The organism is Alteromonas gilva, from assembly GCF_028595265.1.
In the GTDB taxonomy this organism is placed as follows: Bacteria; Pseudomonadota; Gammaproteobacteria; order Enterobacterales; family Alteromonadaceae; genus Alteromonas; species Alteromonas gilva.
The window spans coordinates 76,306-93,860 of sequence record NZ_JAQQXP010000001.1; the positions used below are offsets into that span (position 1 = coordinate 76,306).

13 protein-coding genes are annotated in these 17,555 nt (G+C 50.6%); 8 read left to right on the top strand and 5 right to left on the bottom strand.

The window, feature by feature from the left end:
* Positions 1–68 precede the first annotated feature (68 nt).
* The 3 genes from rph to tusA are packed head-to-tail and all read left to right on the top strand — an operon-like array spanning position 69 to position 1,685.
* Positions 69–782, top strand: coding sequence for a ribonuclease PH (rph, locus tag OIK42_RS00375; RefSeq protein WP_273637574.1), 714 nt, complete (start codon positions 69–71; stop codon positions 780–782).
* A 14-nt stretch (positions 783–796) separates the two neighbouring features.
* Complete coding sequence (gene pyrE, locus OIK42_RS00380; RefSeq protein ID WP_273637575.1) at positions 797–1,438, top strand: orotate phosphoribosyltransferase; 642 nt, start codon at positions 797–799, stop codon at positions 1,436–1,438.
* 7 nt (positions 1,439–1,445) lie between these two features.
* Entirely contained in the window at positions 1,446–1,685 is a 240-nt protein-coding gene (gene tusA, locus OIK42_RS00385) for a sulfurtransferase TusA (protein WP_273641343.1), read from the top strand.
* 12 nt (positions 1,686–1,697) lie between these two features.
* On the opposite strand, the gene OIK42_RS00390 is transcribed toward tusA, so the two are convergent.
* The 5 genes from OIK42_RS00390 to OIK42_RS00410 form a co-directional block, all read right to left on the bottom strand.
* Positions 1,698–1,868, bottom strand: coding sequence for a hypothetical protein (locus OIK42_RS00390; RefSeq protein ID WP_273637576.1), 171 nt, complete (start codon positions 1,866–1,868; stop codon positions 1,698–1,700).
* Between the two features lie 18 nt (positions 1,869–1,886).
* Entirely contained in the window at positions 1,887–2,336 is a 450-nt protein-coding gene (locus OIK42_RS00395; RefSeq protein ID WP_273637577.1) for a hypothetical protein, read from the bottom strand.
* 114 nt (positions 2,337–2,450) lie between these two features.
* Positions 2,451–2,990 carry a YqaA family protein gene (locus OIK42_RS00400; RefSeq protein WP_273637578.1) on the bottom strand — a complete coding sequence of 180 codons (540 nt, stop codon included), beginning with the start codon at positions 2,988–2,990 and terminating at the stop codon, positions 2,451–2,453.
* A 47-nt stretch (positions 2,991–3,037) separates the two neighbouring features.
* Positions 3,038–4,327: a metal-dependent hydrolase family protein gene (locus OIK42_RS00405; RefSeq protein ID WP_273637579.1), complete on the bottom strand. Its 1,290-nt coding sequence runs from the start codon at positions 4,325–4,327 to the stop codon at positions 3,038–3,040.
* Positions 4,328–4,531: 204 nt separating this feature from the next.
* Complete coding sequence (locus OIK42_RS00410; protein WP_273637580.1) at positions 4,532–5,659, bottom strand: helix-turn-helix domain-containing protein; 1,128 nt, start codon at positions 5,657–5,659, stop codon at positions 4,532–4,534.
* A gap of 305 nt (positions 5,660–5,964) precedes the next feature.
* Between OIK42_RS00410 and OIK42_RS00415 the strand changes: the two genes are divergently transcribed.
* The 5 genes from OIK42_RS00415 (at position 5,965) to OIK42_RS00435 (ending at position 17,402) form a co-directional block, all read left to right on the top strand.
* Entirely contained in the window at positions 5,965–8,454 is a 2,490-nt protein-coding gene (locus tag OIK42_RS00415) for a glycoside hydrolase family 95 protein (RefSeq protein ID WP_273637581.1), read from the top strand.
* A 52-nt stretch (positions 8,455–8,506) separates the two neighbouring features.
* Positions 8,507–11,362, top strand: a complete 2,856-nt coding sequence (locus OIK42_RS00420) for a TonB-dependent receptor (protein WP_273637582.1) — start codon at positions 8,507–8,509, stop codon at positions 11,360–11,362.
* Between the two features lie 88 nt (positions 11,363–11,450).
* The gene (locus tag OIK42_RS00425) at positions 11,451–13,160 is read left to right on the top strand and encodes a DUF5597 domain-containing protein (protein ID WP_273637583.1); all 1,710 of its coding nucleotides are present in this window, start codon (positions 11,451–11,453) and stop codon (positions 13,158–13,160) included.
* A gap of 29 nt (positions 13,161–13,189) precedes the next feature.
* On the top strand, positions 13,190–16,111 hold the full coding sequence (locus tag OIK42_RS00430) for a glycoside hydrolase family 31 protein (RefSeq protein WP_273637584.1): 2,922 nt from the start codon (positions 13,190–13,192) through the stop codon (positions 16,109–16,111).
* Positions 16,112–16,115: 4 nt separating this feature from the next.
* Positions 16,116–17,402, top strand: a complete 1,287-nt coding sequence (locus tag OIK42_RS00435; RefSeq protein WP_273637585.1) for a GDSL-type esterase/lipase family protein — start codon at positions 16,116–16,118, stop codon at positions 17,400–17,402.
* Positions 17,403–17,555: the final 153 nt, after the last annotated feature.

Sequence of the window (17,555 nt, forward strand, 5' to 3'; positions counted from 1 at the left end):
GCTAAATACGGTATACTATCGCGGTTAATTTATCCGAACACAGATAAACCCAATTTCAGGAGAACACCATGCGCCCAAGTGGCCGAACTGCCAGCCAAATCCGCCCAGTCACTCTTACCCGTAACTATACTTGTCATGCAGAGGGTTCTGTACTGGTTGAGTTTGGTAACACCAAAGTATTGTGCAACGCTTCTGTCGAAGAAGGTGTACCGCGCTTTATGAAAGGCCAGGGTAAAGGGTGGATCACTGCCGAATACAGCATGCTGCCTCGTGCTACGCATACCCGCTCGCAGCGCGAAGCGGCGCGTGGCAAGCAAGGCGGTCGTACGCTGGAAATTCAGCGTTTAATTGCGCGTTCATTGCGCGCTGCGGTTGATCTTAAATTATTAGGCGAAAACACCATTACCTTTGATTGCGATGTGATCCAGGCTGACGGTGGCACGCGCACGGCGTCAATCACCGGTGCCTGCGTGGCGCTGGTGGATGCCCTCACGTATATGCGCAGCAAAGGCATTATTAAAGCCAACCCGCTTAAGCATATGATTGCGGCCTTGTCGGTGGGTATTTACGAAGGTCTGCCCGTTGCCGATCTGGAATATACCGAAGACTCTGTTGCCGAAACGGACATGAACGTGGTGATGACCGAAACCGGCAAACTCATCGAAGTACAGGGCACAGCCGAAGGCGAACCCTTCTCGTTTGAAGAGCTACAGGAACTGCTGGATATTGCCAAGCATGGCCTGCGCGAACTGTTTGATATTCAAAAAGCGGCCCTGGCTTAAATTCTGGAGACGACATGAAAGCATTCCAACAAGCATTTATTGAGTTCGCGATTGCCCGTGGCGTTTTAAAATTTGGCGAGTTCACACTTAAATCAGGCCGTACAAGCCCGTATTTTTTTAATGCTGGCTTATTTAACCGTGGCGGCGATTTAGCCAGGCTGGGCCGCTATTATGCCGATGCGTTAACCGATGCTGGCATTGAGTTTGACGTGTTATTTGGCCCCGCCTATAAAGGCATTCCTATTGCCACCACAACGGCTGTTGCGCTGGCTGATCATCATGATATGGACGTGCCTTATTGCTTTAACCGCAAAGAGGCCAAAGCCCACGGTGAAGGCGGCAATCTGGTCGGGAGTCCGTTAACCGGAAAGGTTATGCTGGTGGATGACGTGATCACAGCGGGTACTGCAATTCGTGAATCCATGGGGCTTATTGAGGCCAACCAGGCATCGTTAGCCGGTGTCCTCATTGCCCTGGACCGTCAGGAGCGCGGCACCGGTGAGCTATCGGCAATTCAGGAAGTCGAGCGCGACTACAATACGCGTGTTGTGTCTATTGTAACGCTCAACGATGTGGTGACCTACCTGCGCTCAGCCGGTGGTTATGACGACGCAATTGCTGCCATTGAGCAATACCGAAAAAGCTATGGCATCTGATTCATCCATTAACTTCGACAGTGCCGATCAGCAACTCGACGCTCTGGGTTTGCGTTGCCCGGAGCCGGTAATGATGGTGCGCCTGCAAATGCGCAAGCTTGAAGACGGCCAGACGCTGTGTATTACTGCTGACGATCCGGCAACAGTGAGGGATATCCCGAGCTTTTGCCGGTTTATGCAACATACCCTGGTGGCCGCCAGCACCGACTCGACGCCCTACCGCTACCTGGTAAAAAAAGGCCTTTAGCGCAACGCCAAACTAACGTTCTGACAGTGCCTGCAAAAGTAATTGTTGCAGGCATTGTTTGTGCGCCAGCGACGTACCATGCACATCGCTAAGATGTATTTGCTGGCCTTGTAACAGCTGTTTCAGCACACTTACCCGCACGTTTACGCTGACAAATTCAGGTTGTGCATGATCCCTTTTCATACCCGAAGTCTCCTCACACTAATGCATTAGCACAGATTGCTGTAATACGCTGTTGCAACGCAGCCACTCTTTAAGCTGGCTGATCGTGTCGAGTAGTTTGGGTTCGCTGGCATACAGCGGCAGCAGCGCTGAAAGTTGCTGCTGGGTATCGGCAAGTACACTGTGATGCGCCGCGCTTTCAGGCTCTGGCTGTTGTTCGCAGCATTGTTGATGAGCCATTGCTGCGGCCGCAAATATCACTAAATCCTGATAGTGCTCGGCACTATGATTATCGGGTCGACGTAACGAAAACAATATTGACTGGGCTATTTCCCATACCAGCCGGTACAAATTAGTTGCCTGACGAATATCACCTTTACGTCGCGACGCGAGCGCTTCAGCTTTAAGTGTCTGGCGCTTAATGCGTGCCTGTTCAGGATGCAGTTGCAGCCATTTTCGGTAAACCGGACAGAGAACGGATGATTGCATGGCGGTATTCTCCTTGCGTTAGTAGATGTGACGTTACTAAATTAATGCAAATGAGAATTATTATCAACAATGTTTGGTGGATTTTTGTGCCGTTATGTTACCGGGGTAGCAAATTTAGCTTAAAACCCACCATAACCCTGCCACCACAATGCTAATTGCAATCATCGCTTTGACTTTGTATTTTTTGATAACGTGCTCAGCCTGGTTACCAATAATTTTAACGATGAGTGCGAGCGCAAAGTAGCGTAACGAACGGGCAATAACCGTGGCCAGTATAAACAGGCCAATTGAATATTGCGTCGCGCCGGCGGCTAACATGGCGATTTGAAATGGCACCGGTACAATCCCCAGCGATAACACAAACCAGAAACCCTGGACGTCCATTTTGTGTTTAATGGTTTCAAACTGCTTTTCAGAGCTAAACCACTGGATCAGATCCTGACCTATCGCGTCAAATAAGTAGTAGCCAATGGTATAGCCAAATACTGCACCAATCACGCAACCTACCGTTGCCATTAAAGCCAGTAGCCAGAGCTTGTCGCGTTTAGCCTGCATAAGCGGCACAAGTACCGCTTCCAGAGGAATCGGTACAATGGTCGATTCCAAAAAAGACGCAATGGTCAGCCCTCGCAACATATGCTTTGACTCAACCATTGCCCTGGTCTTGCGCCTTAAAGTGTCCTTTACCAAGTATATTTACCCTACTGTTTGTAGATTTTTCCGCTTTTCATTACAAAGTCGACTTTTTCAAGCACGCTAATGTTGCTCAGCGGATCGCCTTTCACGGCAATAATATCCGCGAGTTTTCCGGCTTCCAGGCTGCCCAGTTCATCACTGATGCCGATCATGGTGGCGGCATCAATGGTGGCCGACTGAAGAGCTTTTGCAGGTGGCATGCCAGCTTCAACCATCAACGCAAATTCCTGACCATTGTCACCATGGGCCGACACGCCACTGTCGGTACCAAAGGCGATTTTTACGCCGGCTTTATAGGCTTTGCCAAAGGTGGCCTGAATAAGCGGGCCAATTGCTGCGGCTTTAGGACGGACTATTTCCGGGAAGTAACCATCGATTTTTGCTTTCTGGGCTACAAAGTTACCGGCCAGTATGGTGGGAACATAATAGGTGCCATACTCTTTCATGAGATCCATGACTTCTGCGTCCATGTAGGTACCGTGTTCTATCGATGTAACGCCGGCTTTAATGGCGCGGATCATGCCTTCTTTGCCGTGGGCATGCACTGCTACCGTCATGCCGTAATCCTTGGCCGTGGCAACAATGGCGTCAAGCTCATCAGTCATAAACTGAGGGTTCTGGCCGCTTTTAGCCACACTCAGTACGCCACCTGTGGCGGTGATTTTAATTACGTCGGCACCATCTTTATAGCGCTGACGTACGGCCTCGCGGGCCTGGGCGACACCATTAACCACGCCCTCTTCCGGGCCTACATGGGGGCGGATCAGTTTGGCCATACCATTACTGGGATCAGCATGGCCTCCTGTAGTGGCTATCGATTTTGCGGCGGTATAAATACGCGGCCCGGTGGCGATGCCCTTATTAATGGCATTGCGCAGCGCGACCGTTTCGTTGTAGCTGTCACCCAAATTACGCACCGTGGTAAAGCCCGCCAGCAGGGTTTTATTGGCAAAGTCGGCAGCCGCCAGCGCGTAGTCGGCTTCGTTTTGAGTAAATCGTTTCAGGTATGAGGACGTACCGCTTTGTTGTGAGCTCAGGTGAACGTGCATGTCCATCAGGCCCGGTAGCACTGTGGCATCGGTTAAATCCACCAGCGTATCGCCGCTGGCAATGCTGATATGGCCGCGTTCCACCCGCGATATGGTATCGCCTTCTATGACAATCGACAGCGGGCCGGTTAGTGAGTCGCTTGTGCCGGTAAAGGCGTTTCCGGCATGTATAACGGTGGCAGCGTTCAACAGGCCGACTGGCAGCACTGCCAAACACAAAGTCACTGATTTCAATAGGTTCTTCATTTAAATATGCTCTTACTGTTGTGAACTTAGCTTCACTGTAAGTTAAGTCTGATAGATTTACAAAATTCTGCCTGATAAAGGCCGGGCCGGCTCAAAGGGGGGCGTCCTTGTACCGGGGAGTAAAACTATCGTCCTATGCTACAGGCAGCATCGCGCCGCGCTGGTGGCCGTTGCGCGTAACAGTGCGTTGAGGGGGCTGACTTTTTAAACTTCAGGGTGAAAATGATCGCTGGTGCTTTTAAACAGTTTAGGGCTACAGCCGTATTCATTTTTAAACAACTTATTGAAGTAGGGTACGTTTTTGTAGCCTACGGTATAGGCAATTTCTGACACATTTGAATCGTTATTTTCCGACAGCAGGCGAGCTGCCTCGTGTAGCCTTAGTTTGTTTAAATACGCTGAAAACGTATAGCCTAATTCGTCTTTTAAGATTTCGTTGATTTTGTTGCGGTTAATACCAGACGTATGCACTATGTAGTCGAGGTTGACTTCCGGGTTGGCATATTCTGTGGCCATGAGCCTCAGTATGGTGGTTTTGTCTTTGTCTTTGTGCGACTCGATAGATAATTGCTTGTAAGCAATTAACGGACGATCCTTTTGCATTTTTTCTCTGATGTCAGCCATTAAATGGGAAGCGTGTTGTCTGATCAGCCACACCAGCAACACAATCCAGCCCGCCCCACATAACGAACCAAACAGATATATATAAAACCAGTCCCTGCCTAAAAAGCTCAGTGAGCGAATATTAATATTAGACTGAACGTTCTTAGGACTTTGTATCGAACTGCCAAAGGAGATTTTTATCACTTTTGACAAGCTGTATTCCTGATCACTGAGTTGCTGCTCGTACCACTTATACCACCATTCCGGCGTGTCCAAATGGGTAATATCAATGTCAAACTGCTGCCATTCCTTATTACAGTGAAAATAGCGTGTGGAAATACGGTCTGAGCGCGCATCGTCAAAGTTCAATACATCCTCATCAAGGGTAAACAACGAGAAGGTCAGGGTGTTTTCAGGCATACATTTAGCCATAAACGACAGGGCTTTAAACTGCCTGAGATCAACGGTTATCGGTGTGCCCTGGGCGTCTACAAACTCCATTTCTCCCATTGCAAAGGGGCTTTCCTTATCTTCGCGGAGTACCATGTTTAGCGAGTAAGTGTAATCATCATCGATAATTTCTATGCTCGACGAGCCGCCTTCGGCGGCATCAGAGTAAGCGGTTGCCCGCCACTGTAATTGCGACGTTTCTGTAGAGGGTAACAACGGCACCTTGAGAAACGTTAAATCCACCGCAATAAAGCCAAGCAAAGCCGTAATCAGCAACATGAATATTAACGAATATGTAACTTTCTTATAGTAGCTAAACATATTTAGCTCAACAAACCTTGCTTAAAGTGACCACTGTAGTGGAGATATATAACCAAACAGTCGCCTGTCCGTCAACGAGTATAGATTGCCAGTGTATCTGGTGTTCACATGCGAATAATGCTTCTATTTTTTGCCTGAATTAATTGTATTTTTTGCACAGTAATAGGGTTTTTACCGAAAAAAATAACGCCAATCCCTTAATTCACTTAGCCTTCGCAATATTAACATTAAAGTAACAATAAGTTATTAAAAAGGTAACGATAGTGCTACAAGGTCAATGTGAAAAAAGGCTGTCTTCGGTTGCAACAGGTGCGGTTGAAATAAGTGATTTCTATATCACCTTAACTGCTCGCTTTGCCACCAAACTCGCCTGCTTTTTCGCCAGCGCCTGGCTGGTGTTGTGCACCTTTTCACTATTTAGTTTACAGGTTAGTGCTGCTAAGTCTATGACGCTGTCGTACACGCAACCGGGTCAGGATTGGGAATCAGAATCATTGCCTCTGGGTAATGGTCATCTTGGTATGACTGTATTGGGTGGCGTACAGAGGGATGCCCTCCAGTTCAACGAAAAAACCCTATGGACAGGCGGGCCCGGCAGCAAACAAGGCTATAACTTTGGTTTTCCGCAACAAACAGAGACCTATTTAAAGCGGGTTCAGTCGGTGCAGGCAGCGCTGACAAGTAAGGGCCAGCTTGCGCCGGAGCAGGTTGCAGAGCAGCTGGGCAGTGCTCAAAGTGGTTATGGTAGCTATCAGAGCTTTGGTACGCTGACCATTGACTGGCCGGCAAGCCATGGCAGCTATCATCACTATCAGCGCGAACTCGATATCGCCTCGGCAACCGCAGCAGTGCGTTATCAAACGCAGGATAGTCAATTTGTGCGCGAATACTTTGTTAGCTATCCGGACAACAGCATTGTGATCAGGCTTTCCGCCAGTGGCACTGAAAATATCAGTTTTAAGGCGTCGCTGAAGTTCCCTGAAAACCGCACTCGCAAGGCCCTGCAACTGAGCCCAAACGAAGTGCTTTATGCCGGCGTTTTACATGACAACACGCTGCAATATGCAGCCGGCTTAAGAGTGCTGAACAGTGATGGAACGTTAACTTATCAACCAGACGGGGGCTTTTCGGTCGACGGTGCGTCTGAGGTAGTGCTGGTACTTACTGCTGCCACAAACTACGCCTTGCAGCATCCGACCTACCGTGGCGAAGATGCGACGCATAAAGTGCGCCGACAGTTAGGTCAAACCCGCGGTGTTGGCTATGCCACGCTTAAACAAAACCATCTGGCCGATTACCAGCCGTTGTTCAAACGGGTGGAGCTCGATTTAGGTGGTGCGCCTATTGAGGACATGGCCCACGCGTTAGCGCATTACCCTGGCGACGAGCAAGCCGCCAACCGAGCCCTGGAACAATTGTATTTTCAGTATGGACGTTATTTGCTGATAGCCTCGTCACGCCAAGGCTCGTTGCCAGCTAACCTGCAGGGCATATGGAATAAAGACATCGTTGCGCCCTGGAACGCTGATTATCATTTAAATATTAATCTGCAAATGAATTACTGGTTGGCGCTGAGCACCAATCTTGCTGAAACCCTGCCACCTTTGTACAACTTTGTTGAAAACCTCACCGTGCCCGGCCAGCAAGCCGCGTCAACCTTGTTTGATTCCCGTGGCTGGGTGGCGTTTCTCAATACTAATCCCTGGGGGTCGATTGGCTTAATTAAGTGGCCAACGGCCTTTTGGCAACCTGAGGCAGCCGCCTGGATTGCCCTGCATTTCTATCACGGCTACCAGTACAACCAGGATCGCGATTTTCTTGCTGAGCGCGTGTACCCGCTGCTTAAACTCACCAGTCAGTTCTGGCTGGATAATCTTACCACCGCTACCGACAACAATAGGTTATTGGTGTCACCCAGTTACTCGCCGGAGCACGGCAACTTTACGGTGGGCGCCGCCATGTCGCAACAGCTGGTGTTTGATCTGTTAAGCAAAACCTACGAGGCGGCCGGGCAACTCAACGACACGCTGTTCAGGGAAGAACTCGCCACCGCACTGAACCAGCTTGAGCCCGGTTTGCGAATTGGTCAGTGGGGGCAATTACAGGAATGGCGTGAGGATATCGATGAGCAAGACAATCAGCACCGTCATGTTTCGCACTTATATGCGCTTCACCCTGGCAATCAGATATCACCGCTTACAACGCCCCACCTGGCGGCTGCAGCGAGCACGTCGCTCAATGCCCGTGGCGACGCCGGCACCGGCTGGAGTCGGGCCTGGAAAGTAAATTTTTGGGCGCGTTTGCTGGAAGGGGATCGCGCCTTACGCTTGCTCCGGCATCAGTTAAGAGACAGCACCTTAGCCAACCTGTGGAGCACGCATCCGCCTTTCCAGATTGATGGCAACTTTGGTGCCACGGCGGGTATGGCCGAAATGCTCCTGCAGAGCCATTTGGGTGAGCTACATCTGTTGCCAGCACTCCCCACTGCGTGGGGGACTGGCAAGGTGACGGGGCTGCGCGCCCAAGGCGACCTGACCGTGTCGATGGCATGGCAAAACAATACCCTGCAAAGCGCCACAATCGTCACCGGTAAAGACGCACAAGTGCGTCTGCGCAATCGCGCGCTTGAGGGCAAAGTAACGATTACCAGTAACCAGCACGTGCTCGACTATCAGCAGATAGAAGAGGGCGTTATTAGCTTTATAAGTAAAGCCAATCAAGAGTATGTCGTCCTTGTAGGCAACACAAAATAATCGCCACCATGCAGAAACCGTGGCAACAAACAACTCAACATGGACTTTTATTATGAAAGTGAAAAATTCAGGACCAAAACAGTTCAAACAAGCAAAAATTACCCACTGTATTTTGCTCTCTTTAGGGTTATTGGCACCTGGCCTAGCGTTGGCCCAGGAGACGACTGACGATGACGAAGAGGTTGTTGAAACAATTGAAGTCAAAGGCATGCGCTCGAGTGTTATCTCTGCCCAGGCTACCAAGATGAGCTCCGACAAAATCATGGACGGTATTAGTGCCGACGACATTGGTGCCCTGCCCGACCGCAGTGTTACCGAAACGCTGCAACGCATTGCCGGTGTTGCCATCGACCGCTACATGTCACTGGGTGATCCCGAGCATTTCTCCGTTGAGGGAAACGGCGTGATTGTGCGTGGCTTAACCCAGGTGCGCTCCGAATTAAATGGCCGTGGTACATTTAGCGCTAACGGTGGCCGAACCTTGAGCTTTGGCGATGTGCCGCCAGAACTACTGAATGCCGTGAATGTCTATAAAAGCCCCTCGGCAGACCAAATAGAGGGCGGTCTGGCGGGCACGATTGACTTAGAAACCCGACTGCCTTTTCATAGCGACAAACAGCAAATCTCTTTTGATATTACGGCTAACTATGGCGACGTGATTAAAGAAACAAAGCCCGCTTACTCGTTTTTGTACTCCAATACCTGGAATACCGACGTGGGTAAGATCGGCTTCTTATTTGATATAGCCAAATCAGAACTTTCCACACGTAATGACTCTATGTACGTGCGGCCGTTTTTCTATCGCGATGATATAGCGGGTTACGAGGGGAGCACGGTATATGTGCCGCGCGGTGCTGACTGGCGCACCATGTATTTTGACCGCGAACGCACCGGTGCTTACGCGGCAGTGCAGTATGCCCCCGATGAGAACAGCGAATTTACCTTAACTTACTTCTCCAGTGACTATGACATGCAGTGGAGCGAGGATGCCATTTTCGTGGATAACTGGCCCTATGGTGTGCAGGTGGAGTCCGGTGCGCAATTCAGCGACAGTGGTGTATTGGAAAAAGGCAGACTCACTCAGGACGGTGGTGTGCCGATGGGCGCCGATGTGCGTTCGTCAACCCAGGATGCGCGCACCGACGATATCGCGCTGCGGTATCGTTACAGTAACGAAAATTTAATTGTCGAAAGCTCCTTACAGCGGGTCGACTCAACATCGAAAGGTATCGATAACACCGTTGCCACCCAGGTCAGTGTGCCTTATATCGATGTGGATCTCACCGGCAGCCTGCCTACAGTGACCTCCGATGCTGATTATTTGTCTGATCCCAACAATTATGTTTGGAACTTTATTATGGACAATCAGTACGATCGCGAAGCCGACATGACCGCCGTGGATGTCGATATTACCTACATTCTTGAAGATTCTTTTATCGAAGCGGTCAGGTTTGGTGGCCGGTATAGTGATACTAACTCCGAAAATGCCGATACCGGTTACAACTGGAGTCCGTTAGCGCCGAACTGGTTACAAGCGGCGATTGTTGAGGGCCAGGAAAACATCGTGCCGAACGTTGATGAATTGTATCTCAACACCTTTGATAATTTCTTTGGTGGCGATGTGCCCTCTCCCGCCAACGTGTTTGCGCCAAAATCGAGCTTCGCACTGGATTACCCTGAGAGCTTTCAGGGGCTTCAGGATAAGTTTGTGTATGCTGATTGGTCGAGCTGGGCCTATTGGAACCAGCGTGATTTAAATGCCGATCAGTTCAAGAACGATCAGTCTGAAAAGACCTCAGCAGCTTATGTCATGCTGGACTTTTTCACTGACTCGCTGGGCAAGCCGGTGTCGGGTAATTTTGGCGTACGCTATGTAAAAACTGAAAATACTGCCCATGGCTTTGTGCAGTATCCTTTTAATCCGCTGTTTGGTGATGGGGCCTATACCGAGCTTAACGCTGAGCACGACTACAGCAACTGGTTGCCCAGCCTGAACGTTAAGGTAGAACTGACCGATGAGTTATTGCTGCGGTTTGCCGCTGCCAAAGCTATGGCACGGCCAAACTTTGCTGACTTAGGCGCCAATATTACCTTAAATGCCAACCTGACCAGCGCGGGTGAAGCCAGTCAAAATGCAGGTAACCCGCCGCAGGTGCAAGATTATGAATTAACACTGGATTCTACCCAGAACCCGTATCTTGATCCGATGGAGTCAACCCAGTTTGATGTGTCATTAGAATGGTACTACGCCGAGGATAGCTCCGCTTACATCGCGTTGTTTACCAAAGACATCTCAGGCTATCAGGTACCTCAAGCCTCGCAAGTGGAGTTTGGCGGCTTTACTTATAATGCCCGCTGGCCGGTGAGCAGTGCCGAAGCCGATATTACTGGTGTTGAACTGTCACTCAATCATTTCTTCTCGTCACTGCCGGCGCCTTTCGATGGTTTCGGTGTGCAGATGAACTACACCTATATTGATAGCTCCACTGACGGCGATCCATCGACGGCACCCGCCGATACCGATGGCTCAGGCTATGGACCTATGCCGTTTCGCGGGCTTTCTGAGAACGCGGTTAACGTGGTGCTCATGTACGAGAAAGGCCCGTTTTCAGCTCGCCTGGCCTACAACTGGCGTGATGAGTTCTTAATGTCGACCAATGCTAATGGCTTTGCCGGTACCGAAAATGGCATTTCGTATGGCCTGCCGCTGTTTAATGCACCGACGGCGTATATGGACGGCTCGGTGACCTATCGCATCAATGACAACCTGTCCGTGGTGTTGCAAGCCAATAACCTCAATGATGCAGTGACCAAAAATGAGATGCGTCAGAATGGCCCGGGTAATCACTACAGTGCATACCACGTGAATGATATTCGCTACGCGTTATCGCTGCGTGGTTACTACTAACCCTTGTTGTGTGCTTGCCAGGACCGGCTACATGGAATGTATATCGTCGCGTCCTGGCTTTTCTAATCCAGTTGCTACAGATAAGTATATGAATTTTTTTAAATATATGAGTGGTGCGATTATGTGTGTGCTGGGGCTGACGGCCTGCCAGTCGGCTAATGTGCATCACCAGAACCGTCAATCGCAAAATGCCTCGCAGGCGAGTGTGCCACTGCCTGACATTGTCACCCGAGAGGGTAAGCATGCCTTCCTTGTTGATGGTGAGCCTTTTTTATTATTGGGTGCACAAACCAATAACTCCGCAAACTACCCGGCCATGTTAGACAAAGTATGGCCTGTGGTAGCGGCTATGCAGGCTAATACACTGGGCATTCCGGTGGCCTGGGAGCAAATCGAGCCGGTCGAAGGCCAGTTTGATTTTAGTTTTTTGGATGTGCTTATTGAGCAAGCCGCCGAGCGCGATATTAAAGTGGTACTGCTGTGGTTTGCGACCTGGAAAAACAATGCACCCCATTATGCGCCGGCCTGGGTAAAGCTGGATAATCAGCGTTTCCCCCGAGTGGTTACCGAGAATAAACGGGTACTCAATTCTTTGTCGCCGCACGGTAAGAATACCCTGGCGGCCGACAAAAAGGCGTTTGTGCGGTTAATGACCTATTTGCGTGATCACGATCCTGAGCACCAGGTGATTATGGTGCAGGTACAAAATGAAGTGGGTACCTATGGGTCTAAACGGGACTTTTCGCCAGCAGCCGAAGCACTGTTTAATCAGACCGTTCCCGAGGCGCTGTTAAAGTTGTACCAACAACCCGCCGGCACCTGGCAACAGGTATTTGGTGAGAATGCCGACGAGTACTTTCATGCCTGGTCAATTGGTCGTTATGTTGATGACATCGCGGCGGCAGGTAAAGCCGTTAAAGATTTACCCATGAACGTTAACGTAGCGCTACGCAACCCGTTTAATCCGGGCGACGGGTATTCCATGGGCGGCCCGACTGACAATGTCATTGATATCTGGAAAGTGGCTGCACCCCATATTGATATGATTTCACCGGACATCTACTTTCGCGATCACAAAACGGTAAACCGGGTGTTGGAGCTTTACAGCCGCGATGATAACCCGTTGTTTGTGGCCGAGATTGGTAACGATCAGCCTTACGCGCGCTACTTTTTTTCTACCCTGGGCAAGCAGGGCATTGGTTTTGCGCCCTTTGGTATGGATTACACCGACTACGCTAACTTTCCCCTGGGCGCCAAAGTGGTGAACGACGAAACTATAGCGCCGTTTGCTGAGCTTTATTCGCTGATGGCGCCCTGGGCGTCGGTATGGGCGAAGCTAAGTTTTGAAAACGATACCTGGGGAGTGGCCGAACCGCACGATTCGACAAGCGATAAGGCGGTATGGAATGCCCGGGTATCGGCAAAATCTGACGATGATTCACAGTTTCAACAAACCCTCGACCTGGGTCGCTGGAACGCCGAGGTGTCTTACGGACGGCCGATGTTCTGGATTGACCCGCCAACGGGTAATCACCCCGCTTCGGGCGGCGCGCTTATCGCTAAGCTGGGTGAGGATGAATACCTGATCACGGCGTTGCGAGCGCGGGTAACGTTGAGCCCATCCAGCGAGATTGAACAACTGCCTTACATGATTGAGCGAGTCGAAGAAGGACATTTTGATGCCGATGGCAATTGGGTGTTCGAACGGGTATGGAATGGCGATCAAACCGACTGGGGTCTGAATTTCACGTCTCAGCCACATATTTTAAAAGTAAAAATGGCGACATATAAACAATGACTTTACTAACAAAAAGCACGGAGAAAGGCATGCGAAACAGCCATCTTACAGGGTGTTGTATTGCGCTGACGTTATTGTCAGCAACATTAATGACCGGCTGCGAACGAAGCAGTGTGACTGAACAGGTATCGATGGCCGGCAATTTTCAGGAGATTGCACAAGGCATTGTGGTTAACCCGGCACAGGGCCAGGCTAAAGCGGTTCGTTTGCAGGTGATGGCCGATGATATCATCAGAGTGACATCGCTGGCCCATAGCGACTTTAGCAGTGTGGCTGACAGCCTGATGGTGGTGGCCGAGCCCGGGGCGCCATTCAACACTGAGACAAACGGCAAAAAGGTTATGCTGACCACTGGTGCGCTCACTGCCGAAGTCTCGCTGACAGACGGACAGGTCGTTTTTAAAAACGCCCGGGGTGAGGTTTTACTGGATACGGTTAACAGCGGCGAGTTTGGCCCGGTAACGCAGGATCCTATTACGCCCGATGATGACTCTTATGCAATACGTCAGCAGTGGAATGCAAATTCTGACGAAGGCTTTTTTGGTTTGGGGCAGCATCAGAATGGCCAAATCAACTTCGCCGGGGAAAACGCCGAATTAAGCACTCACAACTTACAAATATCCATTCCGTTTGTGGTTTCAACCCGCAACTATGGAGTGCTATGGGACAACGCCTCGATAACCCGGTTCGGCGATCCCGAATTATCTGCGCCGCTTGATGAAGGCTTTACCCTGTATAATGAAAACGGCGAGGAAGGTGGCCTGACTGCCTATTACTACGACGGTGATACGCTCTTGCTCAAGCGCACCGAAGCCGATTTGGATTACCAGTATTTAGCCCATAACACGGTACGCGAAGTGCCATTCCCTGAAGAGCTGGGAGAGGTAAACCAGCCACGGGTTGAATGGAAAGGACAAATCAGCGCCGATGACTCGGGGTTACACAAGTTTCGCATGTACAGCAGTGGCTATGCGTCACTCTCAATTGACGGCGAGGCGCTGCTGGATCGCTGGCGGATGAACTGGAACCCCTGGTTTCATACTACCGAGACAACCTTAACCGCCGGCGAAAAAGTCGACTTTGCGGTGAACTGGGACTCTCAGGGCGGCTATTTTCGGTTGCTGCATAACGGCCCGCAGTCGAAAGCCAATCAGTACAGTTTGTCGCTGGCCTCCGAAACGGCCAAAGCTATCGATTATTACGTGGTGGCTGGCAACAATTATGATGAGGTGATTGCCGGCTACCGGACCCTCACGGGTAAGTCGGTCATGTTGCCCAAATGGGCCTACGGTTTCTGGCAAAGTCGCGAGCGGTATACCAATCAGGATGAACTACTGGATGTGTTAAAAACCTATCGTGAACGGCAAATCCCTATCGACAATATTGTGCTGGACTGGTCGTACTGGCCGGAGGATGCCTGGGGAAGCCACGAATTTGATAAAACTCACTTTCCCGATCCGCAAGCTATGATTGATACCGTACACGAGCTTAATGCCAATATTATGATCTCGGTATGGCCTAAGTTTTACAGCACCACCGATAACTACAAAGAGTTTGATGAAAAGGGCTATATGCTCAATAAAAACGTAGAGGTGGAAGGCAACCTGGACTGGATTGGTAAAGGGTATCTGAACGGCTTTTACGACCCTTATCCAGAAGAGTCTCAAGCCATATTCTGGCGCCAACTGGAAGAAAAGCTCAACGTGCTGGGCATTGATGCCTGGTGGCTTGATGCCTCAGAGCCGGATATTCACTCCAACCTGTCTTACATGAAACGCAAGGAGATCATGAGCCCGCTTTCGGTAGGTTCAGGGGCGGAGTACTTTAACTCTTACGCCCTGCCCAATGCGGAAGGCGTGTACAAAGGCGAGCGCGAAACCGATGGGCATAAACGCAGCTTTATTTTAACCCGCAGTGGGTTTGCCGGCATTCAGCGCACCGGCGCTGCCATTTGGAGTGGCGATACTGTACCGCGCTGGTCCAATTTAAAAGAGCAAATTGCCGCTGGCGTAGGCACAAGTTTGTCGGGCATGCCCAACTGGACCATGGATATCGGCGGCTTTACGCCGGAAAACCATTATCGCTATTACCAAGGGAAAGTGGTTGGCCATTATTCCGAAATGCCACCAGAGCATCAGCAGGAATGGCAGGAGCTAAACCTGCGCTGGTTCCAGTTTGGCGCGTTTGTCCCGCTGTTCCGCTCGCACGGGCAAAACCCTTATCGCGAGATATTCAATATTGCCGATGAAGGTACGTCGGTGTATGAGTCGCTGGTGTACTACACCAAGCTGAGATACCGTTTGATGCCGTATATTTATACGCTGGCGGGCGATATGTATCATAAAGATGGCACCATGATGCGCGGATTAGTCATGGATTTTCCGCACGACGAGACCGCCATTAATCTTAATGATGCCTATATGTTTGGGCCGTCGTTATTGATTAACCCGGTGTATGAGCATCAGGCCCGCACCCGTGAGGTATATTTACCGGGCCAGGGTAGCTGGTTTGATTTTTATTCCGGTAAAACCTATCAGGGTGGGCAAACCATCAGCGCCCCGGCACCGCTTGGTCAAATGCCGCTGTTTGTGCGGGCCGGTGCGATTATTCCAACCGGCGAAGACATTCAGTACGTCTACGACAAGCCGGATGGTGACTACACACTCAATGTGTTTACCGGTGCTGACGGCGAGTTTGAAATTTACCATGACGACGGCAAGTCATATGATTATGAAAACGGCGGCTATTCGTACACGCCAGTGGCCTATGACGACAGCACAGGCACGCTGACCATTGGTGAACGCAGCGGTGGTTTTGATGGTATGGTGTCGTCAAGAACCTACCATATCCGCTTTATTGGTGAAGGTGAGTCGCTGGCTGATTTTAGCGCCGCGCCCGATGCCAGTATTGTGTATACCGGTCAGCCAATTACAGTAAAAAATGGACAATAGAAATATGCGTAGTTTGTTAGCGTTAGTTGTTTTACTTTCCCCCTTATCGGCATGTACCGCCGATAAGGGGGCGGGTACCCCCCCACATAGTGTGTTAGGGGCGCAAATGTCACCCTCAACACCGTTGTTTATTGAAAACAACGGTGTTGTCGCCTCGCTATCAGAAGGTGAGACTGCACTGGAGGATGGTCACTTACGCGCGACCATCAGCGATAGTGACCGCGGTAAGGTGGCGGCCATTACTTTTGAGCAGGCATGGAGCGGCCGTTTGTTTGCCACGGCTAAGCAACCCCTTGATTTGTCGGACGTGATTAATAGCGGCGTTTTAACCTTTGCCATGAAAGTGACTGATGTTGCTCAGGCCGGGCTGCTAGTAGAAGTCAGTTGCGGCGAAAACTGCCGCAATGCCGTGGATATCTGGCCAAAAATGAAGCCCCTGCAGCAGCAAGGATGGCAAGAATTCGCTATGCCGTTGTCGTGTTTTGACCGGACAGGCGCAGACTTCTCGGCGGTGAAGCATCCGCTGCGGTTTTACTTTTATGGCACCGGTGCCTTCTCCATCGCGGATGTCGCCATTAAGCCCCAGGGCGAGGGCAATATGGCGTGCCCGGATCAGGATGCGATAACCGTAACGCCCGCACCGCTTCGAACCTACTGGGCTGATGAGTGGTGGATGTCACGCCACCAGCAGAAGCTGGCGGAAAAGGACGCAATAGACCCGGAGCTAGTGCTCATTGGTGATTCTATTACCCATGGCTGGGAAGACGCCGGTAAAGCGGTATGGCAGGCTAATTTCGGTCATATTCCTACGCTGAATTTGGGATTTAGCGGTGATCGTACCGAAAACGTCCTGTGGCGCTTTGAACATGGTGAGCTCGAAGGCATATCGCCTAAGCTTTCTGTCATTATGATTGGTACCAATAACACCGGCCACCGCATGGATACCCCAGCGAGTATTCGTGACGGTGTGGCGCAAATCATTGCTGAATTAAAGCAACGTGTGCCAGAAAGCCGCGTGTTGCTACTGGCTATATTCCCCCGTGGTGCAGATAACGCAGACAAAGAGCGGATGAATAATCAGCGCGCCAACACGCTGCTCAAGGCCCTCGCTGAAGAGCAAAATGTGATGTTTGCCAATATTAATCAGCAGTTTCTTGAAGATGATGGCACACTCAGTAAGGACATTATGCCCGACTTGCTGCACCCCAACGAAACCGGCTACCGGATATGGGCTAAGGCATTAGCCCCCTACCTGTCAGCCCATCTCGGCGACAAAAGCGGCGACGAATAGCGCCAGCCGCTACCACGGTAAGCAACATCGCGGATGCGATTGACGGCCCCTACATGCAGGCCGCCAATCGCAACCGGCCCCTGGCGGAAAATGGCACCGACAGGGTTAGTTGTTCGCTCTGATGACGTGTACATTACTGAACTTGAGCCTTAA